The following is a 26,149-nucleotide window of genomic DNA, read 5'->3' as shown; positions in this document are numbered from 1 at the left end:
AAGCTTCGCAAAGATTTGATGGAGCTTCTATATTTAAAAAGGAGAAATAAAACAATGAAAAAGACTATTGCTTTAATACTATCATTAGTTATGATGATATCCCTTGTGGCATGTGGCTCAAAAAACAGTACAACACCTGCACTTGCTAATGAAACAGCAAAAACAGAACAAAATGCACAAACTGAACCTGTGAAAAATGATACTAATGGAACAACCGATGAAAAGAAATTTGAAGGAGTTACTCTAAAGGCATTTGTTTCTTATGGAAATATTGAAAATGCATTTGCAGATTTTACCGAAAAAACTGGAATAAAGGTAGAGTTTACTCCTTTGTCTACAGGAGCAGCATTAGCTAAGTTAAATGCTGAAGAAGGAAAATCTGATGTTGATGTATGGCTCGGAGGTGGAGCTGACTCCTACATTGCAGCAAAAGATAAGAACTATTTATATCAATATGTTCCTGAAGGAGCTAAAGATATTGATGAAATGTTTAAAGACAAAGATGGATACTGGACAGCAGTATCGTTTCAAACAGCAGGAATTATTGTTAATAACGAAGTATTGAAAAAATTAGACTTACCTGCTCCAAAGTCATGGGAAGACTTGACTAACCCAATTTATAAAGGGGAAATAATTTTTGCAAACCCTGCAATTTCTGGAACTGCATATTCTATGGTAGAAACTATGTATCAAAATTGGGGAGAAGAAAAAACTTATGACTATTTAACAAGATTGAATGAGAATGTAGCTTACTATACTGAGGGCGGCGGAGAGCCTTCAAAAAAAGTAGCTGCAGGAGAATTTGCAATAGGATTCGTACCAGTTACCGGTGAATATTATAATATGCAAGATGAATCGCCTGTATCTATTATTATACCTGAAGATATATTCCCATGGATTCCTTCTCCAGTTGCAATCTTCCAAAACTCTAAAAATATAGAAGCTGCAAAGGTATTTGCTGATTATTTTACATCTAAAGAAGGCGGAGATTCTCTACAAAAAGCAGAAGTGAGAATTATGTCTAGAAATGATGTTGAAATGCCTGAAATTATGAAGGACGCAACAAAAGATAGCTTTGTACCTGTAGATATGGCAAAAATGGCTGAAAATAGAGATAAGGTATTAAAAAAGTTCAGTGAAATAGCGGGAACTAAAGCTCCTGCAAAAAAATAATACGAAGTAAAAGGATACCTGTAGATAGAAATATTTATGGGTATCTTATTGTTATTTGTTTATGGCAATTCATATAGAAAGGCAGAAAGGAAAATTATTTTGGAAAAAGCATATCAAATTGATGTAAATAAAAGAAGAAATGCAAATGGGTATGGAATTTTATCCTGGTTTTCTGAAAATATTTTCGTGATAATTTTAATAAGTTTAATTTTAGTGTTTGTGGCGTTTCCCGTTATATCAGTCTTGCTAAAAAGTGCTGAAGGAGAAAGTGGATTTGTACTTCAATACTATCAAGAATTGTTTAATGAAGATATGTTTGATATAACTGTTCAGAGTTTATTGTTAACTATGGGATCGTCAATTATTGGCACTGTATTTGCATATATTTTATCATTAGGTATGTATGTATCTAGTCAGCGGCTTAGAAATGCAATGAAAAAAGTCTTGCTAGTAACAATTATATCTCCTCCTTTTGTAACCTCTATTGCTATGATTTTATTATTTGGCAGACGTGGATTTATAACCTATGGTTTATTGAATTTGAATTGGAATATTTACGGTTGGCAAGGAATTTTACTCATTCAGGTACTAAGTAATTTGTCCTTTGCGATGCTTATATTATCTAATAGTTTTGATTCTATAGACGAAAAAGCAGTTATAGCTTCTTTAGACTTAGGTGCGACTCCAATACAGACATTAAAAAATATTGTTATACCTAATACTATGTCAGGAATTCTTTCTGTATTGTTTATTCTTTTTACAATGAATTTTGCAGATTTTGGAACACCTGTTATTATTGGTGGCAGGTTTCAGACTTTAGCTACTGAGGCTTATAATACAGTTATTTCCACTGGCGATCTTAATAGAGGAGCGGCTATGAGTACTGTTATGGTTCTGCCTAGTATTTTAGCATTTATTTTTTATTCGCAAATGATGAAGAAAGTTGGAACTTCTAATTACGGTGGTAAAGGAGTATCTCATTCCGCCATAGCTTTAAAGCTCCCAAAAGGTATTAAAATCATATTAGAATTTTTTTTAGTTTTATTTATAGCGTTTAATTTGTTGAAATATGGTACGATTGTTTTATCTACCGTTACCAATAATGCCACTGGTACGCTTAGATTTACATTAGACAATTTTAGTAAACTTGAATCAGTATCAATGAGGGCGTTTCTAAGAAGTATTGGTTATTCGTTAATTGCAAGTGTATTAGCTGTAATAATTGGCACGACCATGAGCTATTATATATATCGATTAAAAAGAAAGAATCTAAAAATTTATGAATTTATTGCATCATTACCATATATTATCCCTGGAACCTTTTTTGGTTTAGGGTATTTGGTGGCCTATAATAAAAAACCGATTCTTTTAACTGGAACTGCAGCAATTGTAATATTAAATTTAGCATTTCGTCAGATTTCCGTTGCAAACAAGAATGCTAATTCTATATACCCAAATATAGAGGCTAAGCTCGAGTCAGCAGGTAAAGACTTAGGGGCAAATAAATTTCAGCTACTAAAGACTGTTATTATTCCTATGTCAATTCCAATTTTCACAACAAGTTTTGCACAAATTTTTACATCAAGTATGACTGCCTTTGGTTCTGTTATGTTTTTAGTAAGCCCAGGTAAACTATTAGCAAGCACAGAAATGTTTAGGCAGATTAAAGGCGGAGGTAATGCAGCTGGTTCAATCCTAGCCATATTGATTATATTAATTACTGGATTAGTCAATGTATTAATGACAAATATTCTAAAAAGGTTGTGGGAAAATAGATGTTCTTAAAGATAAAAAATGTCGCAAAAATGTTTGACGAAAAAAATGGTGTAAAGGAAATCAGCTTGAATGTTGAAAAAGGCGAGTTTATAACACTTTTAGGTCCTTCAGGTTGTGGAAAAACAACTTTACTTAATTTGATTGGCGGATTTTTAACCGTAGATTCGGGTGAAATCATATTGGAAGGAGAGAACATTGAACAAGTACCTCCTGAAAAAAGAAAAGTTTCAACAGTATTTCAAAATTATGCTCTTTTTTCATATTACAACGTATTGGATAATGTAGCATATGGTTTGAGATATTTTAGGAAATTACCAAAAAAAGAGGCCAGAAGGTTGGCACAAGATTATTTAAAAATGGTTGGACTAGAAGATTATGCTGATTACAATATAAGCAAATTAAGTGGAGGTCAACAACAAAGAGTTGCTTTAGCTCGTGGGCTTGCCACAAATCCGAAAGTTCTGCTGTTAGATGAGCCTCTTTCCAATCTTGATGCAAATTTAAGAGCTCAAATGAGATGTGAAATTAAGGAACTTCAAAGGAAGTACAACATAACGATGATTTTCGTTACCCATGATCAAGTAGAAGCTCTATCCATGAGTGACAGGATTGTGGTTATGGATAAGGGCTGCATATCTCAAGTTGGAACACCAAAAGAAATATATTTAAGTCCTGCAAATAAATATGTAGCTTCATTTGTAGGTAGTGCTAATTATATTGAAGAAAATGATAAATGCTATTTAGCAAGGCCAGAAGACATAGAAATTTCAAAATCTGTTGATGGAGATTTTAAAATAATTTCGATGATGTTTTTGGGAGCACATACGGATATAATAGTGGAAAAAGAAAATAAGCGTTTCGAAGTAAGTGTATTGGGGAATAAAATTATTGATATGGAGATTAATGATAAGGTCAATCTTCATGTTCTAAATAAGACTGAAATTTTATAAGTATTTATTACACAAATTAATTTATTTGACGATTTTCCACTCTAATATATTTTCCAGTAAATGGATGGGAACACTCTCATGCTTTGAACTTATATTAAAAAGAAAGCTTGAAAGAAAAAGACTATCAAGAAACTCCTTCATGAAATATACAAATTTTCATTTGTCTATTTCATGAAGGAGTTTTGAATTTCAATCTAATTGTTGCTTTGAAATTTTATGGACAACGCAATTGAAACAATATATATGATTACACAACCGGCGAATGCTGAAGACTGGTTGTTCATCAAAAAATTCACAAAGCTTAACACATAAGCTATTATTGGTTTTAACAGCTCCACATTCTTGAGAAGATTCAGAATTATGGGAATGAATATCAAGCCGTAAAACAATACTAAGTTTACTACATGTATTTTTAAATATCCGAATTTGTAATACAGTGGATAGAATATTGCAAATATAGCTGTACAAAACATAAAGCTATTTAGAAAGCTGTAAATTACATATGAACTGTCATGTTCCAATATGGATTTTACCATAGGCAATATACTTGAAAGAAATGAGCCTGCTAATATCATGACTGTAGTAAACAGGTATTTTCCTATAATGATGCTTTCTCTTTTAACCGGCATACTTTGAAAGATCATTGAAGATTTTGTCTTTTCTTCAACCGATATCAGGCCGATTACTATCGCATATGCAGCATAAGCGGTTGCGCTCATTATTATTTGAATGCTGATTGTCAAATCTCCGGTCAATATTGTGCTGCTCATGCTTATGGCGTAAATGAATATAAACAGCATGGTTTTATTGATTTTAAAAATCAAATTTATATCCTTGTTCATAAGTTTTATTGAATCTGACATAATCCACCTCTTAAAATTCTTTTTCAGCATATATTTTTAGAGCAAAATGCTTAGATATAATAAATGCTGCTGTTCCAAGTACTAAAAATACGGCTGATGAAAATTGTACAAGGTTGCTTTTCTGCAGTATATACAGTGGGATGCTAATGGTGCTCATAATCAGCATCATTAAAAAGATCCCGAACAACCTTGTCTTTGTATACCCGAATTTGAAAATCAGGACTGTTCCTACTGCAGCAAAAATCATTGACAACAGAAATGACAGCGACAATCCCATCATGAACATTTGGCCTGACATGAATTCAGTAACTCCAATAAAACTGTAAATCAAATGGGTTATCAGCGTCAATATCGTGTTGATGAGATATATCACGATGATTGATGTGAATTTGGCGTTAACTACTTCATCACGGGTAACTGGCAGGCTGTTCAACATGCAGTCATATTTGTAAAGGTCCTCATACTGTTCTATGATGTATATGGAGGTATATGTCATCAGCGGTACCGTCAAATTCAAACTTCCTACAGGATTGCTTGTTACAGTCCACAAGGGTATGGAAAAAATCATGAACAATGCATTGAAAAAATAGTTTTTTCGCATAATGAACAAATTTCTTTTTAAAGCCGGATTCATGATCTTTCACCTGCCATGTACAGCATAATGTCTTCGATGCTAGGTATGTCAATTACGATTTTTTCACCATACTTTTTGCGCAGCACATCGGCACTTAAGGTAAGTCCTGAAAATCCGAATTTATTCTTTTTTACTTGGATTAAACTATTCTGGATGTCGCTGTTTAATATTTCAAGGCCTCCCTTTACAATTCTGTATTCATCTTCTATTCTGGTCTTTTCTTCAGAAAATACTATTTGTCCTTTATTGATAAAAGTGATGTAGTCGGCCATCTTTTCAATATCTGATATGATATGCGTTGAAAAAATTATGCTTTTATTGCCATCTTCTATATACTCCTGAAGTATGGTTATTATTTCCTGCCTGAATATGGGGTCTAAACCTGATGTAGGCTCATCCATGATCAGCAGTTCTGCATCGTGGGACAATGCAGCTGCTATTGCGAACTTGGTCTTCATTCCCTTGGACAACTCTTTTATTTTATGGTTTTTATCAAGTCCAAACCTTTCAAGGTATTTATCAAATGCCGACCAACTCCATTTGTCATAGAAGTCAGCGATCATTTTAGCGTTATCCTTAAGACTTAAGTTGTCAAAATAGTTGCATTCGTCATATACAAATCCTATTCTGTTTTTTATTTCTTTCTCGTTAAGCGAATTGTCCAATCCGAATACCTTTATTTCCCCGGAGTTTCTTTTTATGAGGTTCATGATAAGTTTAATGGTTGTGGTTTTTCCGGCACCGTTAGGTCCGATGAAGCCCATGATATAACCTTTCTCCAGGCTGAAATTTACATTTTCCAGCTTGAAATTCTTATAGCTTTTGCTCAGATTTTTTATTTCCAAAATATTTTCCATAACTTCTCCCTATTCATAAATTAAATTTATCATTTCTGTCAATTCTGATTTTGATATATCAAAGATTTTACATGAGTCTATTATCTTTATGAGGTCGGTCTCAATCATTTTGTATTTTTGCTCTTTGATATTTTCAACACTTTGACATGCTATAAATGTGCCCTTGCCAGGAACCGTATGAATATAACCGTCTTTCTCAAGCTCTTCATACGATCGCTTGGTAGTTATAACACTTACCTGAAGTTCTTTGGCAAGATTCCTGATAGATGGCAAAGCAGTATTTTCCGTTAAAACCCCCTTTACTATTTGCTCCTTAATTTGATATGCAATTTGCTCATAAATAGGCTGCTTACTTGAATTTGAAATTATAATTTTCATTCCATCATCCTTGTCTTGTTCATACTGTATATATACTATATGCACAGTATGAACTCATGAATCAATTTTGTCAAGAGTTTTTTTCATAAAAATACCTGCAGTTCAGAGTTTATCTGCAGGTATTTTTTTAATCATTTAGAATAATCTTATGAAGCACTTCTGTTCTGCTGTTGCTGTCCATTTTCTTGAAAATATTCTGCATATGAGCTTTTACCGTATAGAGGCTGAGATAAAGCTCATCAGCAATTCTCTTATTCGAGTAACCCTGGGAAAGCATGAAGATGATTTCACACTCTCTGTCAGTAAGATTATATATTGTTTTAAGCTTGTTATAGCTGATTGCACTACTGTTTTCATTCTTCATTATATAGACGACATAATATGTCTTAAATCCGTTGATAAGATCAGGAACTGCAACAGGAACCAATTTAAAGGTATATTTCTTAACGTTGGTTTGCAGAGAAGTTTCATAAGTCAATCCTTTAAAATAAAGTTCATTAGCCAGATTTTTTACCAAGACCTTATTAAAATTATTATCGTCATCACATTCCCAAATTTCCTTTACATACTGAAGTGAATGTTGGTTGTAATTTATAAGATTAAACTTGCTGTCAATAACAACCATCCCAACAGGTGCTTCCTTAGCTAAGTTCATAATTAAGCTGTTTTCGTGCTGAAGCCTCAGCCTTTCTAAAGAATTTCTCAATAACGGGGTGACACTTCTGCGTACAAATTCGGCATACTGTATTTCCTTCTCCGTAAAAGTACCTTGGTGCTTCGGCTTCATGATGCCAATTACACCAAGAAGCTGGTTCTTATAGTGCAGTTGCAGTGCAATTTCATCGTAAACATCCATTTTCCTCAGATTGTCATTATAAAATTCAGTTTTTTCAAAATCGTTTAATGACATAATATCAGTGATATGGATTATGTTTTTTTTAAGTAAATTTTTTGGAATATTGATTGTATGGAATATGTCGGTTTTAAAATAATATTTTTCGTAAGACCTCATGATATCAGCATCTATATTGATTGAATCAGGAGGATTAATGTACTGTTCATTATCATCAGCAAAGAAGAAGGCTATGGAATAACCTTGGTACAACGTTTGCAAGGCTTGCAGTATTGTGTGCCTGATATCATCATCAAAAGAGTAAATCTGCGACTGAAAATCCAACAACTTTTCATAATCATTGACAGTAAACATTGCTACCTCCATTTAAATAGTATACAGCAAAACTTCAATAAAGGCATTTCTGATATGATATTTTATAAAATATAGTGGTATTTTTATGTATATTAAATTTTAATTAATTATAGTACAAGTATTTATTCAATGCAAGAGAATTAAAGGAGTAAATTCCTTTTAGTTATTAAGAACTAGATGTGAACATGAATTTTAATTATTTAGTGCAATTTTAATATATGAACACCTTAATTATAATTAAGGTGAAAGAAAATCAAAAATGTGAAGGGAGTGCATAAGATTGCCTCAAAATGTTTATATGCCTAAACTTGGAATGTCCATGGTGCAAGGAGAAATAGGGAAATGGCTGATTAAGGAGGGCGACAAGGTAAATAAAGGGGATGAAATTGTAGAAATCATAGAAAACAAAGCCACACAGACAGTGGAAGCAATGGTTTCAGGAACTGTTGAAAAAATTCTTGTCCAAGAAGGTGAAGTTGCTGCAGTAGGTGAACCTATAGCAATTATATCTGCATAATTGTTAGTCGTACAGAATGAGGAAGGAGACTGTTATGGAAGAAAACCATGAATTGATTATCGAGAATGGAAAAGAAATTCTGAAGGAACTTCCGCTGTCAGGAATTAGAAGAATGATAGCTGGCAAAATGGAGGAAAGCCTTAGAAAAGCACCACAGGCTACCGTAACAGCTAAAGCTGACATGTCTGCTCTGATATCACTTAAGAAAAAATATCTGGATGAAGGAATAGAACTGACATATACGGACTTATTTGTCAAAGTGACTGAATTTGCACTAAAGCTCAATCCTACATTGAATGCATCACTTCAAAACGGAAAAATCGTACAGTATAAATCAATAAATATCGGCGTTGCTGTGGGTACCGATAAAGCACTGTTTGTTCCGGCAATAAAGAATGTACAGAATAAAAGTTTATTGGAGGTATCGAACGAATTAAAAGGGCTGATTCAAAAAATTAAAGAGCAGAAAATTACTTCTGATGACCTTACAGGCGGCACCTTTACAATAAGCAATATGGGAATGTTTAAAGTTGATGTTATGACGCCGATTATCAATGTTCCTGAAGCAGCTATACTCAGCATAGGAACAACACGAAAAGAACTGGTTGTGGAGAATGACGAAACACTGAAAATTAAACCGATGACTACCCTGTCACTGACATTAGATCATGCTGTAATAGATGGCTTGCATGCTGCAAGATTCCTTGAAACATATTTGTTGATTATGGAAAATCCATTAAACTATTTTTCATAATTATAATTTGTAAAAAAAATGGAGGTATTATGATGAAATACTCAAAAGAACAAATGCTAGACATGTATGAAAAAATGGTCTTGTCTCGTGTTTATGAGGAAACAGTGATCGATTTTCTCGGCGAGGGTAAAATCCAAGGGGGAGCATGGCATCTTGCAATCGGCGAAGAAGCTGCTCAAACAGGCTGCCTCAGCGCACTAGGTCCAAATGATTTTCTTGAGCCGACATTCCGATGCCATGGACTTATGGCAACAAAAATGGATATCAACAAATTTACAGCAGAATGTCTCTGCAGAAGTACGGGCTATCAAAGAGGGATATCTGCAATCGTCCACCTGACATGCATTGATGAAAAAATTATTCCCGCAAATGGTATCCTTGGGGCAGGAATGCCTATTGCAGTCGGATATGCAGTGTCTTTAAAAAGGAGAAAGAAGGATGCAGTTGTTGTAGCCATGATCGGGGATGGTGCTTCAAATGAAGGGAACTTTTATGAAGCCATTAACATGGCTGGAATAATGGAAGCGCCGATTGTCTTTTTCATCGAAAATAATGGCATTGGTTTTACCAATCCAATCAGCAATGCAACAAGAGCTCAGGATCTCTCTGCTAAAGGTACTGCTGTCGGAATTCCCGGAGTGACCGTTGATGGAAATGATGTGCTTGCTGTAAGAGAAGCAGTGGAAGCCGCTATAAAAAAAGCAAAAGAAGGTATACCTAGCATAGTTGAAGCAAAGACTGTTCGTCTTCGACCACATGCTGAAGGGCTTTCTGTAGAGACAAGAGATCCAAAGTATATTGAAGAAGCAAAGAAAAATGATCCGATTATGCGTTATGAAAAAGTTTTAAAAGAGTTGGATGTTCTCAACGATAAAAAAATCTCCGAGATATATGCTAATATGAAGAAACTTTCGGTAGATGCGTTTGAGTTTGGATTTGCTTCACCATATCCGTCCAAGAAAGACCTGTGCGATGAAGGTCTTGTTTTTAAAACTATAGGAGGTGAATTATTATGAGAAATATAACTTATATGCAAGCATTGCAAGAAGCACATATTGAAGAAATGAAACGTGATGAAAGTATCTTTCTCATGGGAATAGAACTTAGAAATATGGGAAGCGGAATAGGGCAAACAATGGGAGCATATCAAGAGTTTGGTCCGGACCGTATATTTGACACTCCTATCAGTGAATCAGGTTATGTAGGTACTGCTGTTGGGTTAGCACTTGGTGGAATAAGGACAATAGTTGAAGTGCAATTTGCAGATTTTTTATCTTATGCATTTGACTCAATTGTAAATCAAGCAGCAAAGATTCGATATTTATCCGCTGGTAAAGAGTGCGTGCCGCTTGTTATAAGAGCGCCTCAAGGCATGGGATTTTTCTTTGGAGCTCAACATTCACAATGCGTAGAAGGATGGTTTTTAAATGTGCCCGGTTTAAAAATCGCTATTCCCAGCAATGCTTATGATGCAAAAGGTTTATTAAAATCTGCAATACGTGATGATGATCCGGTTTTATTCCTGGAACACAAGGAATGTATTTTTATGAAGGGAGAAGTTCCAGAAGAAGAATACACAGTACCTTTCGGACAAGCCAAGATTGTAAGACCAGGTGCTGACGTGACTATAGTTGCAATGCAGAAAATGGTTTGGGAAAGTCTGAAAGCTGCGGAAGAACTTGAAAAAGAAGGTGTTAGTGTTGAAATCATTGATCCAAGAACTTTGGTTCCTTTTGACAAAGACACTGTTTTCGAATCCGTAAAGAAAACCGGAAAGGTAGTTATTGCAAATGAAGCACCTAAAAGGGGAAGCGTAAGCGGAGAAATAAGCGCACTCATTACTGAAAACTGCTTTAATTATCTTAAGGCTCCGATTATGAGAGTTGGTGCTGAGAATATACCTATACCGTTTGGAGTTAATGAAACTCATGTTTTGCCAAATGCAAATGATATAATGGCTGCAGTAAAGTCAATAATTTAATTTGGTATTGGAAGTTTGGCGATTTGCTGCAAGATATGTATATCTTGCAGCAAGCTATATTGAGGGGAGTAGATTAAGATTAGTATAGGTATTATTGTTAATCCTTTTTCAGGCAAGGACTTAAGGAGAATAACTTCTCAAGCAAGTAATGTGGAAAATAACGAGAAGGCAGTTAAAGTTATAAGAATGATCAACAGCATGAAAAGATACGGGATAGACAAGGTGTATTTGATGCCGGATAATTACATGGTGAATGCAAACATAGCTTCAACAATCAATAGAGATAAAAACTTTGGTTCAATGGTTGAATTGCTTGATTTTATTCCGATTGATCAGCCGGAAGACACATTGAAGGCTGTTGAAATGATGAAGAACTTGAATATCGCTTGCCTGATAATTCTTGGAGGTGATGGAACCTGCAGACTTGCAGCTAAGACAGATATTGATGTTCCGTTTATTCCTGTTTCAACGGGAACTAATAATGTGTACCCGCAATTTTGGGAAGGTACAACTGTAGGAATTGCTGCTTCTTATATTGCAAAAAAAGGATCAGATAATTTACATAGGGGAAAAAGAATTGAGGTTTTTATCAACGGTGAATTCAGAGATATTGCATTAATTGATGCTGCTGTAACAGACTTGCCATATGTAGGAAGTAAGGTTGTACAGGAAATCGAAAATATCAGTGAGATAATCGTAACTGAATGTTCACCATGTTCTGTCGGATTTTCCTCTATAGCCGGAAGTATTAAATATTGCAGTGCTAATGACGATTACGGATATCGATTGAAAATCAATCCGTGCGGAAAAACAATTTTAGTTCCTGTGAGTCCTGGTAAACTTGAGAATATTACCTACTCTGAGTTTGAAAGGATGGATGTAGGGTCTGAATATATGTGTTATCCTGATTTTAACGGCACAATTGCCCTTGACGGAGAAAGAACTGTATGTTTCAGGAATGGAGAACAATTAAAAATTGTCATTACAAGGAAAGGTCCTTATAAAGTAGACGTTAAAAAAGTACTATGCAAAGCGGCAGAAAATAATTTCTTTCAGGTTAAGGACTAAATAGACTACTCATTTTTAAGCTAAACCAAAAAGATTATGATAGTGAAAGTGGAATTATAATCATTAGTGAAAAAGACATGAATCTTAGCGAATTGATTCATGTCTTGAGCATTGACGAACAGAGTGTTAACGGGTGTTTCGTTAATAGCTTAACTTCCTTACCCACATGAGGGATTTTACGTACAAGCTCATGAACTTTTCACGGGTTATTCCAGCAGCTGCCTTGTTCAACTCAGAGGCATGCAATTTTAACAATTCATAGTTTTTCACCATGTCCAATACTGTCTTTATCTCATTGTCTCCGCCCAGCAGCGCAGCTTTAACATCATCAGTAAGGCTCAGCTCATCCACGATTAATTTCATATCTTTATTTAAGAGAACATCAATGGCGGAAAACATTCCTGTCATGAAATATTCCAATCTGTTATTATCCTTTCCCATCTCTGTTGCCAGCAGTTCCATGAATTTTGCCCGTATGAAACAGGTTTTTATGAGTTCTTTATTTTCTACAGTTTGTATTTCCTTAAGCATCATTACATAAATCCATTTTCTGATTTCAATAATGCCTAATTGAACCAATGCCTGCTTTATGGTCATTATTTTATTTCTTGTTCCAAAGAAGGCAGAGTTAGCCAGTTTTAATAATTTGTAAGAAAGACCCAGATCTGTTTCTATAGTTTCAGCGATTTGTTGATAATCCGGCTCATTATTGTTCAATAAACTCATGATTTTAATCAGGTTTATATTTAAGCTTTCAATTTCCTTGCTTTTTATAATTACGGGCTTATTGAAAAAATAACCTTGGAAATAATCATATCCCATGTCCAGAGCCAATTGATATTCTTCTCTTGTTTCAACCTTGTCTGCCACAAACATGATTCTGTCCTTATACTGTTCTATGAGCTGCCTTTGTTTCAGGAAGTTTACAGCAGAAAATTCTATCTTTACAATATGGGCAATATCAAGGAGCGGCAAGTAGGCTCTTTTATCGATTACATAATCACCAAGAGCTATTATGTAACCTTTGTCTCTTAGCTTTCTGCATGCTTTGATTACACTTTCATTAATCTCGACATTCTCCAATAATTCCACAACCACTGTATCCGCAGGCAGCAGCAAGGGGATTTCCTCTATAAGAATCTGTTGGGAAAAATTAATGAAAGCTTTTGTGTCATCGGTTAGTTGGTGAATATCCATGCTTAAAAAGGCATTGCTGATCAATTCAGCTGTTGCTTTGTTGTCATCAGTTCCTTCATAAAAATTATTCATACTTCTGCGGTAAAGCAATTCATATCCAAATACATTCATATTTCTGTCAAATATGGGCTGACGGGCTACATAAACATCCATTAAATAATCCTTCCATTCTTTAGGTTCTTTGTTTGCTGTTTTCAAGATTTTTATTAAATCTGTATGTTAAATAAAAATAACAACTTAATTTCAAGCACTAAATGTAACTAATAATTTTCATTATAACATATATTCTTCCAATTTAATACAATAATTTGCATGTTTTTTTGTATTCCGACAAAAGTTAATCTGTATCTGTTTTTGAACCGAATAAGCCATAAAAAACAATTTGAAAAAACTCCAATAAGTATATGTAATAAATACATTACATATGACAACTTATATGACGGATATGCCTGATTATTTTACAGTTATTTAAGTTGTATTGTTAAAAATGTTATTTTAGCATACAGTCCGTGAAGATACCCGTGCTATAAAGTCTTGAAATAGTGCTTTCATATAATAATATGAAACTTACGACAAATTTCTCGGCAGTTTGGTTACGGAATTGCATTTTAAACGTATGGGGATTTACAAAAGGATATGTGCAGGTTTTGCGCATGTCCTATACAAAATAAAAGGAGTGAGAATATTGAAAAAAACATCTTTGTTGTTTCTGGTGCTTTTGGGTATGATACTGCTTTTTTCCTTTGTGGCGCATGAGGCTACGGCATTTGCAAAAGAAAGCGATCCTGTCGAGGAAGACGCTTCAAACCAGCAAATATTCGCTGAACCACCTTCTGAAGAATGCCTTGAAGAAACGGAAGAGGAAGTCATGGATATCAGCGTGACCAGCCCCAGCGCCATCACTGCCATTCTTGGCAATGTCTATTTAATCACAGGCAATGAAATTGAAATTGAATTTGATGAAGAAGTATTAAACGACGACGATGCGCAGAATACTTTTACAATTAAGGTTGATGGTCAACCTGTCGAATGGGAATTTCTCTCCTATTTCGATTTCGGTCCCTATAGAGAAAGGGGCGGAGTTGTGAATGTGCGTTTGACAGATGAAATGAATGTTGGTAAGCCACGCATTCAAAGGCGTGCAGTAACGCTTTTTGCCAATACTCAAAATGAAATGGGCCCGGCCGCAGCCAAAAGAATAACGGTTGAGGCTTATGACATGACGAAGACTGCTGACTTCATGCCATTCTACGAAGAAATTCAGCTGGGTCACATGTCTCAAATAGAGGCTTGGGGAGCTACAGGTTCAGGCAATAGCACATCTGATAATTTCTCGGGTGCCATAGGCAAACCCAAATACACCACCAATTACTTGACAAAACAGTTGGGTGAAGGTATAAACGCCATGGTTGGCCGCGCTGAATATCTGAACATACCTGCTGTTGATGCAGGGCTTCAGGCTCATGTGGTAGGCTCAACCCAATCCGTTTATGAAATTCCTGCGTACCGAGAGCTTTATGAATATGGCGTCACAGATGATACATATACACGTTCACGTATAGAAGGCAGTGTGGAAAAACCGATTATCGTCACCACTGCAGATGAGGTTATGCGTCATGACAGCACCGCCAAAGATGAAGACTCCATGGAGCCTGCCCGCCTCAGAGATGACTATTTTGATTTCGGCGAGGATTTTCTGCGTCTGTACTATAATTTTGGCATAGAGGAAGGAAGCAAGCTTTTCCCTATAGGGCAATTTAACGACTGGGACGAGTACCGTTATGATGTGCAGCTGGAAAAAGCCTACGAAAAAGCTATGGCCGAAGGCAAATGGGCGGGTACCATCATGGCCGAAAATGTTGAGAACTACTACATATACGGTGCAATGATTCATTTTGAAATGATACCTGAATCTGAAGAGGGATCGTGGGAATATGACAGATTCCCTGTAAATACCCGTGAAGAACTGAATGATTACGACAATGATCTATACAGGGCGTTGTGCGGCATACACGGAAGATACAACTATTTTTCAGGTACTCCGGATCAAAGCGGCAGTTTTACCAGCGATTCAATGAAGAACAGCCATCCATGGTTCTGGCACAGCCAGGCGGATAATTACCTTGTTGACATCAATAGCCAGTCTGAAGAGCGTGAACCTCTGAAAATAGAACATGTACGTATAATTTCCGACAGACAGATAGAAGTGAAGTTCAACCGTGAAATAAGCACTGTATCTCCTGCTGCAACCGCAGGCAACTGGAAAATATATAAAGACGGTACACCGCTTAATGTATCCGTAGTCGGCGGCTACGCATGGCGTACGGTTACCTTGCAGGTGCCATCTGGAACAGCAAACCGTCTGGACAACGGTAAACCGTATGGCAGGGCGTTCTCAGGCTTTACGCAGAAAGACATTGACGAGCGCAAGATAGATGCCGGCGGCTGGATAGCCAATGATCAGCAGCCCGGTCAGTATCCTCTTGAATATGGTCAGTTTGTAAGCCTTGAAGATGCCATAGAGGATTGGGGGGCAGGACCCAGCGGTACAATCGAGGTGGAATACGCAGGAGCGGACATTAAAGACTGGGACGGCAACGTGCTTGAGAAAAATGTCAGACAGGAAGCTGAATTTCTGCCGTATATAGGCAATGCCTACCGCAGCCCGCTTACAGGATTTTACGTTTACGCCGATACTGTTGTGGATCCGGATACCATAAAAGCCGGAGCGCAAATGTATGACACCGAATTGTCCAACAACCAGACTATAACTTATGGGATGAGCGCCGGAGGAGAAGATTTTCCAGAGAATCCTGCTGCTGTTGTAGCTGCTAATACGCCTCACAACAACGCTGACAGAAATTATGTTAGTGCTCTGCCGGCTGATTTTGGCACCAGTCCCGTTCAATATGACAGGGTTGGTCAAAGAATCGCGGACGGGTCCGTACGCATTGGCGGCGGCATGCAGGTTATCGGAGGATCGCATTTCGGTCATCACGCAGCCATGCAGCCCACACACAGAGGCCAAATAGGCACCAGCAACTTCCATGTGTATCTGTATGTTGAAGGATGGGGAGGCCAAATATTCCAGGCCGATGAAGTGCTCATACTGAAAGACACTCAATTGTCGAGATACAAAAATGAGAATCTTATATTCCACGAAGGCGGACACGGTATTGACAGTTTTACCAATGCCGGCAGCTATGCTCAGTTCGTAAGATTCGACACTACAGCCGCCTGGGTAACAGCAGTGGCCCCTGAAAACGGCAGAAGGTGGTGGAACCAGTACAACACGGAGGGTGCTTACCTGCGCAACAGAGACGAGCATGTTTCAACCGGCTCCACATTCTGGGACGGTACAATGCGCGAATCATTCCTGGGAATTAACGACGGTACATGGACGCCAATAAATACCCGTGAAGAGCTGTACCGTTACGACCCGTATTCCTTTGAAGTGTTCAAGAGGATGTTCTTCAACGGCGAACTGGGGCTTTATTATCACGACGAAGAAGGAAACCCAAGGGTAGGTGACCCGAATTACAGGGTATTGCCTGAAGATTGGGAACTTCTGAGAGATCAATATCAGGAATTCAGCCATTGGACAAGCGTGGACGATTTAATAGCCTGGGGCTGCACCATTCCAGAAATTGCACGCAGCAACCCTTACACCGGAGAATATAATCCGCTGGTTAACTGGATATCCTGGAATACTCCAAACGTCTGGGACATCGGTCTGATAGAAGACCCAGCGGTTCCATCAAACAAATTCGATTTCATAGGCCGTGACGCATATTACCCTGAGGATCCTTCGCCAACACAGAGCCAGACACACCCGTTCTTCAGAACAGGCGGCGTGCAAAAGCCTGTAAGATCATCAGAAATTGAAACGCTTGTAAGACCTGTTAAATGTGTGATTGCAGAAAGTTCCATTACAATGCCTCGTCCTGTTCTTGTTCAGTTCAAATTAGAAAGTTACGACGGCGCTATAACCAGGAACAATGCACAGTCCAGCTTTGAGCTTAAGATAGACGGACAGAAGACGCATTTTTACTTCTGGGACTTTGAAGAGGATAATGGTGTGGCTACAGTTACTCTTCGCTTGGATTGGCCTGAAGAAGACGGAGCAATAATTGAGATCACTAATGTTACGCTGGTTAGTGCAACACCGACAGCTTCCGTTGAAAGGATCAATGACAACGAAAATCTTCTTACAGTAAAAGTGACAGAGCTTTATGAGAACAGGTCAGAACTGGTCTTCACAACAACCGCTGTAATCAAAAATAACGCGGAAGGAACATATGCAACAGGCAATTACCAAGTATATGTCAACACAAAGGGCAACACTCAGATTCGCGACTGCCGCATCGTGACCGAGCCCAAATAGATAAAGACCGACAAAACAAACCACACCCTTTAACCAGGGTGTGGTTTGTTAATCATGAGCAGTTAATTGCGCCTAATTCTTCATTGCAAAACTGATACAAGAATGATAGAATGAGTGTCGGCAAAGGTTTTTATATTTAAAATAAAAAGGTGGTTGTATGGGTTTTATCCTAAGTAGAATTCAAGATACAGTTCAGCAATATGCTGATGTTATATCTAAGGTTTCTGGAGTAGATGTGGAAGTAGTGGACAATAATCTTTTCAGAGTGGCAGGTACTGGTATTTATGCAGGTAATACAAGTGCTGATATGTCAGATGAAGGTTATGTGTATAAGCATATTTTAAAAACCGGAGAAACAAAGGTGATATATTGTCCAGGGGAGGATGTGCTTTGCAGAAGCTGCCCCAGCAAGACCAGTTGCAAAGAAAAAATTGAAATTTCAATGCCGATAAAGATAGAAGAGGAAATAATTGGAGTTATTGGTTTAGTTGGAAGTACAGAAGAACAAAAAACATTAATACTTCAAAATGAAAAATTATATCTTGAATTTATTAAACAAATATCCTATTTTATTGCAGCTAAGGTCATGGAAGAAAGAAATAAAGAAATATTTGGCTCAATTATAGATACTCTTGACAGTGTAATTAATTATATGGACCAAGGCGTGGTTGTAATTGGTGATGATAATATAATCAGATCCGATAATGATAGTGCAAAAAAACACTTGGGTTTATCTAAGTTAGTAGGTAAAGAAATAATAGTACGCAGCACAGGTGACTCAATTAATGATACAGCTGAATATAAAATTGAGATAGAAGGTAAAACCATATTTGCCATTGGCGGAATGTATCCCCTTGAATTAAAAGACAAACTTTATAAAAACATCTTTGTATTTAAAGACATGAAATCATTTAAATCTGATATTTATGAAGCAACATCCACTCATAAAACATTTGAGACAAAGAATATTATTGGAAAAAGCAATGAGACTTTAAGTCTTATTAATAATATAAAAAAAGTAGCAAAATCAAGCTCAACAGTGCTTATTACCGGTGAAAGCGGTACAGGTAAAGAAATGGTTGCAACCTCTATATGGAGAGAAAGTGATAGAAAAGATCAGAAATTTGTTGCTGTTAATTGCGCTGCAATACCTGAAGCTCTTCTGGAAAGTGAATTATTTGGATATGTAAAAGGCGCTTTTAGCGGAGCAGATCCTAAGGGCAGAATAGGCAAGTTTGAGTTGGCAAACCAGGGGATAATTTTCTTGGATGAAATCGGAGATATGCCTATTTATCTTCAGGCGAAATTACTGAGAGTATTGCAAGAAAAGAATATTACCAGAATAGGTTCAAATCACGTTATCCCTATTGACGTAAAGGTTATTGCGGCTACTAATGCAGATCTAAAAGAAATGATGATAAAAAAGAAATTTAGAGAAGATCTATATTATAGATTAAACGTAATTCCCATCAATATTAAGCCCTTGAGAGAAAGACCTGATGATATAGTAGAGCTAGTAGAACATTTTATCAGTAAGTATGTAAGATTATTAAACAAAACATATAGTCATATTGATTTAAACACTATGAATTTACTGAAAAATCATTACTGGAAAGGTAATGTCAGAGAACTGGAAAACACTATAGAATTCATGGTAAACATGATGGAGGCAGATGGTATAATAAACAATAGGACATTACCTGTGGATTTTTTTGAAGACATGCTGAGTAAAAACAATAATTATAATGAAAATGCTGCAATTATACCGTTGAAAGAATTAGAAAAAAGGGAGATTAAAAAAGCAGCTCAAGCATTTGGAGATAGCACAGAAGGTAAGAAGCAGGCTGCAAATTCTTTAGGAATTAGTTTAGCAACTTATTATAGGCGCTTAGAGGAAATTGAAAGAAGCTAAATTATCAGAATGAGAAAACAATTTTAAAATTGAGAAATAATTTATGGAAATTATATAATAAATCTTGACGCTAATAATGATTCTGCTATTAGCGTCTTTTTAATTGATAAATTTTAATTTATTGAAATTTCAATATTTTAGGATAATTCTATGAAAGTATGTTCATGAATTAAAGACTTGGCATGAAAATTGCTCTTATTAATATTGTAATTGGTATCACAAAAAGATATTTAGTTATAATAGTATTTATTTAAGGAGGAGGTCAATGAAAGAAGCCTTCAAGATTGTAAAATTTGAAAGAAAAGAAGGAGAGAATTTTCCGTTGGATATACTTACCGCAAAAATATCCAAAGAGGTAATGAATTTCCATAAGAGTTTCCCAATGTATGCTCAAACACCATTGAGAGACATGAAAAACCTAGCAAAAGAATTAGGGTTAGGTGGAATTTATGTTAAGGATGAATCTTATAGATTCGGACTTAATGCATTCAAAGTATTAGGTGGAAGCTATGCAATAGGAAATTACTTAGCAAAAAAACTTAATAGAACAATAGATCAAATGCCGTATGAAAAATTAATATCAGAGGATTTTAGAAAAGAGCTTGGTGAAATGGTATTTGTTACTGCCACAGATGGAAATCATGGAAGAGGCGTTGCTTGGACTGCAAGACAATTAAAGCAAAAAGCTGTTGTGTTTATGCCTAAGGGAAGCTCAAAAGAAAGACTTGAAAACATAAGAGCTGAAGGTGCCGAAGCATCGATTACTGAACTAAATTACGATGAAGCAGTTAGATTAGCTAATAAAAATGCTGAGGAAAACGGTTGGGTAATGGTTCAGGACACTGCCTGGGAGGGATATGAAGACATACCAACATGGATAATTCAGGGATACAGTACCATGGGATATGAAGCTTATGAACAATTAAAAGCTCTTGGTGAAGAAAGACCTACACATATCTTCTTACAGGCAGGAGTTGGTTCTATGGCTGCTGCAATCACAGGATTATATTCATCCATCTATGGTGAAAAAAGACCAATAATAACTATTGTGGAGCCAAATAAAGCTGATTGCCTTTATAGAACTGCAGAAGCAAATGATGGACAACTTAGAACAGTAACGGGTGACATGGACACAATAATGGCAGGTTTAGCTTGTGGAGAACCTTGTACAATAGGCTGGAATATACTTAAGGATTATGCAGATAACTTTATCTCTTGTCCAGATTTTACTGCCGCTGAAGGAATGAGGATTTTAGGAAATCCTCCAAAGGGAGATGAGAAAGTAATATCTGGAGAAAGTGGAGCGGCTACATTAGGATGTGTTGCAGAAATAATGACAAATCCACATCTTAAAGATATTAAAGAAAAGCTTAACCTGGATGAGAATTCTAAGATATTATTCTTTAGTACTGAAGGGGACACTGATAAAGCTAGCTATCAAGATATTGTTTGGAACGGCAAGTATCCAAGCTATGAAAAGAAAGAATTTTAAAAGAGGTGAATTTAATGCTTAACAAAGAAAGAGAACAAACTGTAATAAGTTTATGCCAACGACTTGTTAAATCATCAAGCTATTCCGGACAAGAGGGCAAAGTTGCTGAAGAACTTAACAAGGCATTTAAAGAACTTGGATTTGATGACGTAGCTGTCGATAAGTATGGAAATATTATTGGCCATATAAAAGGCAACAAACCAGGAAAGAAAATAGTATTTGATGGACATATTGATACAGTTCCTGTTACCAATGAGTCTGAGTGGAAGTACCCTCCGTTTGCTGCAGAAATTCATGATGGAAAGATTTACGGAAGAGGAACTTCAGACATGAAGGGTGCTGTAGCAGCAATGGTTTGTGCAGCTGCAAACTTCGCAGAAGATACTAAAAAGGATTTTGCGGGAGAAATTTACGTAGCTGGAGTGGTTCATGAAGAATGTTTCGAAGGTGTTGCTGCGAGAGAAATATCAAAAAGAATAAATCCTGATTATGTAGTAATAGGAGAGGCTTCACAGCTAAATATTAAAATTGGTCAAAGAGGAAGAGGAGAAATTGTAATTGAAACATTTGGAGTTCCTTGCCACTCTGCCAATCCGGAAAAAGGAATTAACGCCGTATACAAAATGGCGGAAGTAGTTAGTGAAATTAGAAAATTAACTCCTACTCATCATGAAGTATTGGGAGATGGAATCCTTGAATTAGTAGATATTAAATCCAGTCCATATCCTGGAGCATCTGTAGTTCCTGAGTACTGCAGAGCAACTTATGATAGAAGACTACTGGTTGGAGAAACTAAGGAAAGTGTTCTTGCTCCAATAAACCAATTATTAGATGAAATGATGAAAAAGGATCCGGAGCTAAAAGTTAAAGCATCATATTCTGTTGGTAAAGAAATGTGCTACACCGGAAATGAAATAGAGGGAGAAAGATTCTTCCCGGGATGGTTATACGATGAGAGTGAAGAATTTGTTCAGGATGTGTACGCTGAATTAAAATCAATGGGCTTTGATCCAACCATCACTCAGTATAATTTCTGTACAAATGGCAGTCATTATGCAGGAGAAGCAAATATAAAGACATTAGGAATTGGACCATCTAAGGAAAATCTTGCTCATACTGTTAATGAATATATTGAAGTGGAACAACTAACATCTGTTACGCAATTGTATTACGGTGTTATGAACGCGTTACTAAAATAATATTTAAACTAGGAGGCAATTTTATGAACAGTACTCAAATTACAGCGCTTATTATTATCTTATTGTACATGGCAGCAACAGTAGCATTAGGATTATTCGTATCACAAAGAAAGAGAAACAAAGCTGAAAAACAAAGTAATGATGATTTCTTAATGGCAAGTAAATCTTTAGGACCGTTAGTTCTAGCAGGAACACTTTTTGCTGCTAATACTGGTGGTGCAAGTACTACTGGTATTGCAACAAATGTATTCAAGTATGGTCTTTCTGCAAGTTGGTATGTAATTGCGGCAGGCATCGGATTTGTTTTAGTTTCATTTATAGCCCCATTCTTTAGAAAATCACAAGCAAGTACAGTTCCGGAGATTATAAGTAAAAGATACGGTAAAGGATCACATATTTTTACAGCATTAACATCTATTACAGCATTATTTATGGCTACTGGAGCACAAATTATAGCTACAGCATCAATAATTAATGTAGTAACAGGTTTTGAGTTTAAAATAGCAGCTATAATAACTACGATAATAGTAATTCTATACACTATGATTGGTGGATACAAGTCAGTAACTGCAGCGAATATGATGCACGTTTTATTTATTACTGTTGGTATGACTATAGCTATGTTTATTGTAGTTAACAATAGTGCAATAGGTGGTTTCTCAGCACTGTTTGATAAAGCAAATGCTATGACAGATGCATCTGGAAATAATTATAACTTTGTTAGCATGACAAAAATTGGATTACCAACAATCATAGGATATATAGCCATGTACTTTATGACTTTCCCAACAGGTCAAGAAATAGTTCAGACTTATTGTTCTGCAAAAGATGGACAATCAGCTAAAGTTGGATCAGTAATTGCCGGATTAGTATCAGCCGCTTATGCAATAGTACCTGCTATTTTAGGATTAGTGGCTTATGTAGCTATTGATGGTTTTGCTGCTGCTGGAGCTCAAAAAAATGCATTGGCTCAAGCAACAATTACTTTTGCCCCACCTATAGTTTCAGGGATTGTATTAGCTGCTGTTGTAGCTGCTACAATGAGCAGTGCATCGGGAAATATGATAGGTACAGCTACCATGTTTACCAATGATATATTTAGACCTTACATTAACAAGGGTGTTCGTGATGACTTAAAAGAGGTTTGGATATCAAGAATCACAATGGTTATAGTAGGTAGTGTTGGTTTAATTATTGCAATAACAGCATCAAATATAATCAGTGTTATGATGGGTGCATTTGCACTTAGAAGTGCTGGTCCATTTGCGGCATTTATATGTGGGTTATTCTACAAAAATGTTACTAAGAGAGCTGGATTCTACTCAATAGTTACTGGAACAGCAGTTGCAGCATATTGGATATATGTATTAAAAACTCCTTACGGATTAAATGCAATGGTTCCAGGAGGATTGGTTGCATTTGCTGTAATCTTCTTAGTTTCAGCAATTGATAAAAGTATGGGGGTTAAGCCTCAACCCATGATTGAGTATTCTGATAAATAATTAAAGTTGACGTGAAAATAAACTAATAGAAGAGGTGAACATTGTGAAGAAACTAATAAAAAATGGTTTGATAGTTGATGGTAGCGGAAACAATTCATATAACGGAGATATTCTTCTTGATGGAGATAAGATAGAAAAAATAGGAGAGAATCTTCAATGTGAAGATGCTGAAATTATTGATGCTGAAGGTTTTGTAGTGGCACCGGGATTTATAGATACTCATAGTCACTCAAGCATGCTGTTGTTCAAGGATTCATTATTGACTCCAAAGATAAGACAAGGTATAACTACTGAACTAGTTGCCCAAGATGGTATGGGTCCTGCACCGGTTGATGATAACAATCTATCTTCTTGGATAAAGGCTATGAAAGGTCTTGAAGGAGAATATGTCGTTGAGTGGACTTGGAGAAGTGTAGCTGATTATCTAGAGAGAATAGAAAAATTAGATTTAGGACCTAATATTGCATATTTAGCTCCTCATGGAAATGTAAGAATGATTTCCATGGGATTGGATAACAGAAAACCAACTGAAGAAGAAATGACTTTAATGCAAGCTAATTTAGCTAAAGCTATAGATGAAGGTGCATTTGGAATGTCAACCGGTATGATATATCCACCTTGCTGCTATGCTGATATTGATGAGTTTATTGAATTAGGTAAGGTATTACATGACAAAGATGCAGTATTTGTAACACATCAAAGAAGTGAAGCGGATTCAATTTTAGATTCAATGGAAGAAATACTGACCATAGGTAAAGAAAGTGGATGTAAAGTTCATTTCTCACACTTTAAGGTATGCGGTAAAAACAATTGGGATAAATTCCCTAAAGTTTTAGATAGATTAGATAGAGCTAAAGAAGAGGGAATGATTGTTTCTTACGACCAATATCCTTACGTTGCCGGAAGCACAATGATGAGTGTTATTCTTCCGCCTTGGGTTCATGATGGTGGTACAGATAAATTGTTAGAAAGATTAAAAGATGCTGACTTAAGAGAAAAGATGAAAGAAGATATTGCCAACGGTATACCTGGATGGGATAATTTTGTTGAATTTGCAGGGATAGAAGGTATTTTCGTAACATTTGTCGGTTCAGAAAAGAATCAGGACGTTGTTGGAATGAATCTTGTTGAAGTTGGTAAATGCAAAGGCAAAGATCCTCTTGATGCAATATTTGATGTAATTCTTGAAGAAGAAAATATTGTTGGCTTAGTAGATTTCTACGGTACTGAAGAGCATGTAAAACTTATAATGAGCAGGCCTGAGCAAAATGTATGTACTGATGGTATCATGGGCGGAAAGCCTCATCCAAGATTGTTTGGAGCATTCCCGAGAGTATTAGGCAAATATGTCAGAGATGAGAAATCTTTCACTTTAGAGACTGCTATTTACAAAATGACAGGTAAATCTGCTGCGGTTTTAGGATTAAAGGACAGAGGTTTGCTAAAAGAAGGTTACAAGGCAGATTTAGTAGTAATTGATTTTGATAATATAATTGATAAAGGTGATTACACTAATCCTAACCAATATCCAGTGGGAATTGAGTATGTAATTGTAAATGGAGAAGTAGTAATCAAAGAAGGAGAGGACACTGGGAAAAGACCTGGTAAAGTTCTCAGAAAAAGCAAAGGTATGGAGATAAATTAATGAAGAAAATTATTTTTACAGAAGAGGCTCCTGCAGCAATTGGACCATATTCTCAAGCTATAGAAGTAAATGGAATGGTTTATACTTCAGGACAGCTGCCTATAGATTATAAAACAGGATTAATGTCTGATAATGTTGAAGTTCAAACTGAACAATCCTTGAAAAACGTATTTGCTATTCTTAAAGCAGCGGGTGCAGATCCGGCAAATGTTATTAAGACCACTGTTTTTATCAAAGACATGAATGATTTCCCAAGAATCAACAAGGTGTATGAAACATTCTTCCAGGGTAATTATCCAGCAAGATCTTGCGTAGAAGTTGCCAGATTGCCTAAGGATGCTTTAGTGGAAATTGAAGCTGTAGCATATAAGTAAACGAGATTCATTGAATATGGCAAGAGCACTATAACAACTTGTATTGTAATAAAACCCTTTAATATCATAGTTAAGTGCTTCCCGTCAAGTAGACAAATAAAAATATAAATCCTTTCTGCCAGCCGGTAATACCTACTGGCAGTTTTTATGCTGCTGTTTTACAGGAACTTATGATGTACATTTCCTGTCGTTGTGTTATATAATATAAAGAGCCATCCCAATAGTAGACAATTTGTCTGCTATAATTTAAGTTGAGATTGGCTATGACGTTTAATATTTTACGGGA

21 protein-coding genes are annotated in these 26,149 nt (G+C 36.2%); 15 read left to right on the top strand and 6 right to left on the bottom strand.

Annotated elements, in window-relative coordinates; translation table 11 throughout:
• Nucleotides 1-54: 54 nt before the first annotated feature.
• From AAGU76_RS04275 to AAGU76_RS04265, 3 genes are all read left to right on the top strand, one after another.
• Nucleotides 55-1,173 (top strand): ABC transporter substrate-binding protein, encoded by a 1,119-nt coding sequence (locus AAGU76_RS04275; protein WP_342484201.1) that lies wholly within the window; start codon nucleotides 55-57, stop codon nucleotides 1,171-1,173.
• A gap of 99 nt (nucleotides 1,174-1,272) precedes the next feature.
• On the top strand, nucleotides 1,273-2,958 hold the full coding sequence (locus tag AAGU76_RS04270; protein ID WP_342484200.1) for an iron ABC transporter permease: 1,686 nt from the start codon (nucleotides 1,273-1,275) through the stop codon (nucleotides 2,956-2,958).
• Nucleotides 2,949-3,899, top strand: a complete 951-nt coding sequence (locus AAGU76_RS04265; RefSeq protein ID WP_342484199.1) for an ABC transporter ATP-binding protein — start codon at nucleotides 2,949-2,951, stop codon at nucleotides 3,897-3,899. Before AAGU76_RS04270 ends, AAGU76_RS04265 begins: the two co-directional genes overlap by 10 nt.
• A gap of 194 nt (nucleotides 3,900-4,093) precedes the next feature.
• On the opposite strand, the gene AAGU76_RS04260 is transcribed toward AAGU76_RS04265, so the two are convergent.
• The 5 genes from AAGU76_RS04260 to AAGU76_RS04240 all read right to left on the bottom strand — a co-directional run bounded on the left by AAGU76_RS04260 (nucleotide 4,094) and on the right by AAGU76_RS04240 (nucleotide 7,838).
• Complete coding sequence (locus tag AAGU76_RS04260; RefSeq protein ID WP_342484198.1) at nucleotides 4,094-4,762, bottom strand: ABC-2 transporter permease; 669 nt, start codon at nucleotides 4,760-4,762, stop codon at nucleotides 4,094-4,096.
• 10 nt (nucleotides 4,763-4,772) lie between these two features.
• On the bottom strand, nucleotides 4,773-5,396 hold the full coding sequence (locus tag AAGU76_RS04255; protein WP_342484197.1) for an ABC-2 transporter permease: 624 nt from the start codon (nucleotides 5,394-5,396) through the stop codon (nucleotides 4,773-4,775).
• Entirely contained in the window at nucleotides 5,393-6,253 is an 861-nt protein-coding gene (locus AAGU76_RS04250; protein WP_342484196.1) for an ABC transporter ATP-binding protein, read from the bottom strand. Before AAGU76_RS04250 ends, AAGU76_RS04255 begins: the two co-directional genes overlap by 4 nt.
• A gap of 9 nt (nucleotides 6,254-6,262) precedes the next feature.
• Nucleotides 6,263-6,631, bottom strand: a complete 369-nt coding sequence (locus AAGU76_RS04245) for a GntR family transcriptional regulator (protein WP_342484195.1) — start codon at nucleotides 6,629-6,631, stop codon at nucleotides 6,263-6,265.
• A 127-nt stretch (nucleotides 6,632-6,758) separates the two neighbouring features.
• A complete protein-coding gene (locus tag AAGU76_RS04240) occupies nucleotides 6,759-7,838 on the bottom strand; it encodes a LuxR C-terminal-related transcriptional regulator (protein WP_342484194.1) in 1,080 nt (359 codons plus the stop codon).
• A 280-nt stretch (nucleotides 7,839-8,118) separates the two neighbouring features.
• Here AAGU76_RS04240 and AAGU76_RS04235 point away from each other — a divergent pair, with 280 nt between their 5' ends.
• The 5 genes from AAGU76_RS04235 (at nucleotide 8,119) to AAGU76_RS04215 (ending at nucleotide 12,158) form a co-directional block, all read left to right on the top strand.
• Complete coding sequence (locus AAGU76_RS04235) at nucleotides 8,119-8,355, top strand: biotin/lipoyl-containing protein (RefSeq protein ID WP_342484193.1); 237 nt, start codon at nucleotides 8,119-8,121, stop codon at nucleotides 8,353-8,355.
• 34 nt (nucleotides 8,356-8,389) lie between these two features.
• Entirely contained in the window at nucleotides 8,390-9,109 is a 720-nt protein-coding gene (locus AAGU76_RS04230; protein ID WP_342484192.1) for a dihydrolipoamide acetyltransferase family protein, read from the top strand.
• A 29-nt stretch (nucleotides 9,110-9,138) separates the two neighbouring features.
• Entirely contained in the window at nucleotides 9,139-10,125 is a 987-nt protein-coding gene (locus tag AAGU76_RS04225) for a thiamine pyrophosphate-dependent dehydrogenase E1 component subunit alpha (RefSeq protein ID WP_342484191.1), read from the top strand.
• A complete protein-coding gene (locus tag AAGU76_RS04220) occupies nucleotides 10,122-11,090 on the top strand; it encodes an alpha-ketoacid dehydrogenase subunit beta (protein WP_342484190.1) in 969 nt (322 codons plus the stop codon). The genes AAGU76_RS04225 and AAGU76_RS04220 overlap by 4 nt, the downstream gene beginning before the upstream one ends.
• Before the next feature lie 72 nt (nucleotides 11,091-11,162).
• A complete protein-coding gene (locus tag AAGU76_RS04215; RefSeq protein WP_342484678.1) occupies nucleotides 11,163-12,158 on the top strand; it encodes an NAD(+)/NADH kinase in 996 nt (331 codons plus the stop codon).
• 141 nt (nucleotides 12,159-12,299) lie between these two features.
• Here AAGU76_RS04215 and AAGU76_RS04210 read toward each other — a convergent pair whose 3' ends face one another.
• Entirely contained in the window at nucleotides 12,300-13,508 is a 1,209-nt protein-coding gene (locus tag AAGU76_RS04210) for an HDOD domain-containing protein (protein WP_342484189.1), read from the bottom strand.
• Nucleotides 13,509-14,040: 532 nt separating this feature from the next.
• Here AAGU76_RS04210 and AAGU76_RS04205 point away from each other — a divergent pair.
• The 7 genes from AAGU76_RS04205 (at nucleotide 14,041) to AAGU76_RS04175 (ending at nucleotide 25,863) form a co-directional block, all read left to right on the top strand.
• On the top strand, nucleotides 14,041-17,739 hold the full coding sequence (locus AAGU76_RS04205) for a hypothetical protein (protein ID WP_342484188.1): 3,699 nt from the start codon (nucleotides 14,041-14,043) through the stop codon (nucleotides 17,737-17,739).
• 157 nt (nucleotides 17,740-17,896) lie between these two features.
• Complete coding sequence (locus AAGU76_RS04200; RefSeq protein ID WP_342484187.1) at nucleotides 17,897-19,651, top strand: sigma 54-interacting transcriptional regulator; 1,755 nt, start codon at nucleotides 17,897-17,899, stop codon at nucleotides 19,649-19,651.
• Between the two features lie 265 nt (nucleotides 19,652-19,916).
• A complete protein-coding gene (gene dpaL, locus AAGU76_RS04195) occupies nucleotides 19,917-21,143 on the top strand; it encodes a diaminopropionate ammonia-lyase (protein ID WP_342484186.1) in 1,227 nt (408 codons plus the stop codon).
• A 14-nt stretch (nucleotides 21,144-21,157) separates the two neighbouring features.
• Entirely contained in the window at nucleotides 21,158-22,342 is a 1,185-nt protein-coding gene (locus tag AAGU76_RS04190) for a YgeY family selenium metabolism-linked hydrolase (protein ID WP_342484185.1), read from the top strand.
• Between the two features lie 23 nt (nucleotides 22,343-22,365).
• Nucleotides 22,366-23,844, top strand: a complete 1,479-nt coding sequence (locus tag AAGU76_RS04185) for a sodium:solute symporter family protein (protein WP_342484184.1) — start codon at nucleotides 22,366-22,368, stop codon at nucleotides 23,842-23,844.
• A gap of 43 nt (nucleotides 23,845-23,887) precedes the next feature.
• On the top strand, nucleotides 23,888-25,489 hold the full coding sequence (locus tag AAGU76_RS04180) for a D-aminoacylase (RefSeq protein ID WP_342484183.1): 1,602 nt from the start codon (nucleotides 23,888-23,890) through the stop codon (nucleotides 25,487-25,489).
• Nucleotides 25,489-25,863: a RidA family protein gene (locus AAGU76_RS04175; RefSeq protein ID WP_342484182.1), complete on the top strand. Its 375-nt coding sequence runs from the start codon at nucleotides 25,489-25,491 to the stop codon at nucleotides 25,861-25,863. The genes AAGU76_RS04180 and AAGU76_RS04175 overlap by 1 nt, the downstream gene beginning before the upstream one ends.
• Nucleotides 25,864-26,149 lie beyond the last annotated feature (286 nt).

The sequence above is a fragment of the Sedimentibacter sp. genome (genome assembly GCF_038562225.1).
Classification (GTDB): Bacteria; Bacillota; Clostridia; order Tissierellales; family Sedimentibacteraceae; genus Sedimentibacter.
The sequence above is the reverse complement of the archived record's forward strand: the minus strand, read 5'-3'. Positions and strand labels throughout refer to the sequence as shown.

Excerpts from the sequence above, each read along its gene's own strand:
- AAGU76_RS04275 (WP_342484201.1), top strand. The coding sequence starts at position 55 with ATGAAAAAGACTATTGCTTTAATACTATCATTAGTTATGATGATATCC.
- AAGU76_RS04265 (WP_342484199.1), top strand. The coding sequence starts at position 2,949 with ATGTTCTTAAAGATAAAAAATGTCGCAAAAATGTTTGACGAAAAAAAT.
- AAGU76_RS04260 (WP_342484198.1), bottom strand. The coding sequence starts at position 4,762 with ATGTCAGATTCAATAAAACTTATGAACAAGGATATAAATTTGATTTTT.
- AAGU76_RS04255 (WP_342484197.1), bottom strand. The coding sequence starts at position 5,396 with ATGAATCCGGCTTTAAAAAGAAATTTGTTCATTATGCGAAAAAACTAT.
- AAGU76_RS04250 (WP_342484196.1), bottom strand. The coding sequence starts at position 6,253 with ATGGAAAATATTTTGGAAATAAAAAATCTGAGCAAAAGCTATAAGAAT.
- AAGU76_RS04245 (WP_342484195.1), bottom strand. The coding sequence starts at position 6,631 with ATGAAAATTATAATTTCAAATTCAAGTAAGCAGCCTATTTATGAGCAA.
- AAGU76_RS04240 (WP_342484194.1), bottom strand. The coding sequence starts at position 7,838 with ATGTTTACTGTCAATGATTATGAAAAGTTGTTGGATTTTCAGTCGCAG.
- AAGU76_RS04230 (WP_342484192.1), top strand. The coding sequence starts at position 8,390 with ATGGAAGAAAACCATGAATTGATTATCGAGAATGGAAAAGAAATTCTG.
- AAGU76_RS04225 (WP_342484191.1), top strand. The coding sequence starts at position 9,139 with ATGATGAAATACTCAAAAGAACAAATGCTAGACATGTATGAAAAAATG.
- AAGU76_RS04220 (WP_342484190.1), top strand. The coding sequence starts at position 10,122 with ATGAGAAATATAACTTATATGCAAGCATTGCAAGAAGCACATATTGAA.
- AAGU76_RS04210 (WP_342484189.1), bottom strand. The coding sequence starts at position 13,508 with ATGGATGTTTATGTAGCCCGTCAGCCCATATTTGACAGAAATATGAAT.
- AAGU76_RS04200 (WP_342484187.1), top strand. The coding sequence starts at position 17,897 with ATGGGTTTTATCCTAAGTAGAATTCAAGATACAGTTCAGCAATATGCT.
- dpaL (WP_342484186.1), top strand. The coding sequence starts at position 19,917 with ATGAAAGAAGCCTTCAAGATTGTAAAATTTGAAAGAAAAGAAGGAGAG.
- AAGU76_RS04190 (WP_342484185.1), top strand. The coding sequence starts at position 21,158 with ATGCTTAACAAAGAAAGAGAACAAACTGTAATAAGTTTATGCCAACGA.
- AAGU76_RS04185 (WP_342484184.1), top strand. The coding sequence starts at position 22,366 with ATGAACAGTACTCAAATTACAGCGCTTATTATTATCTTATTGTACATG.
- AAGU76_RS04175 (WP_342484182.1), top strand. The coding sequence starts at position 25,489 with ATGAAGAAAATTATTTTTACAGAAGAGGCTCCTGCAGCAATTGGACCA.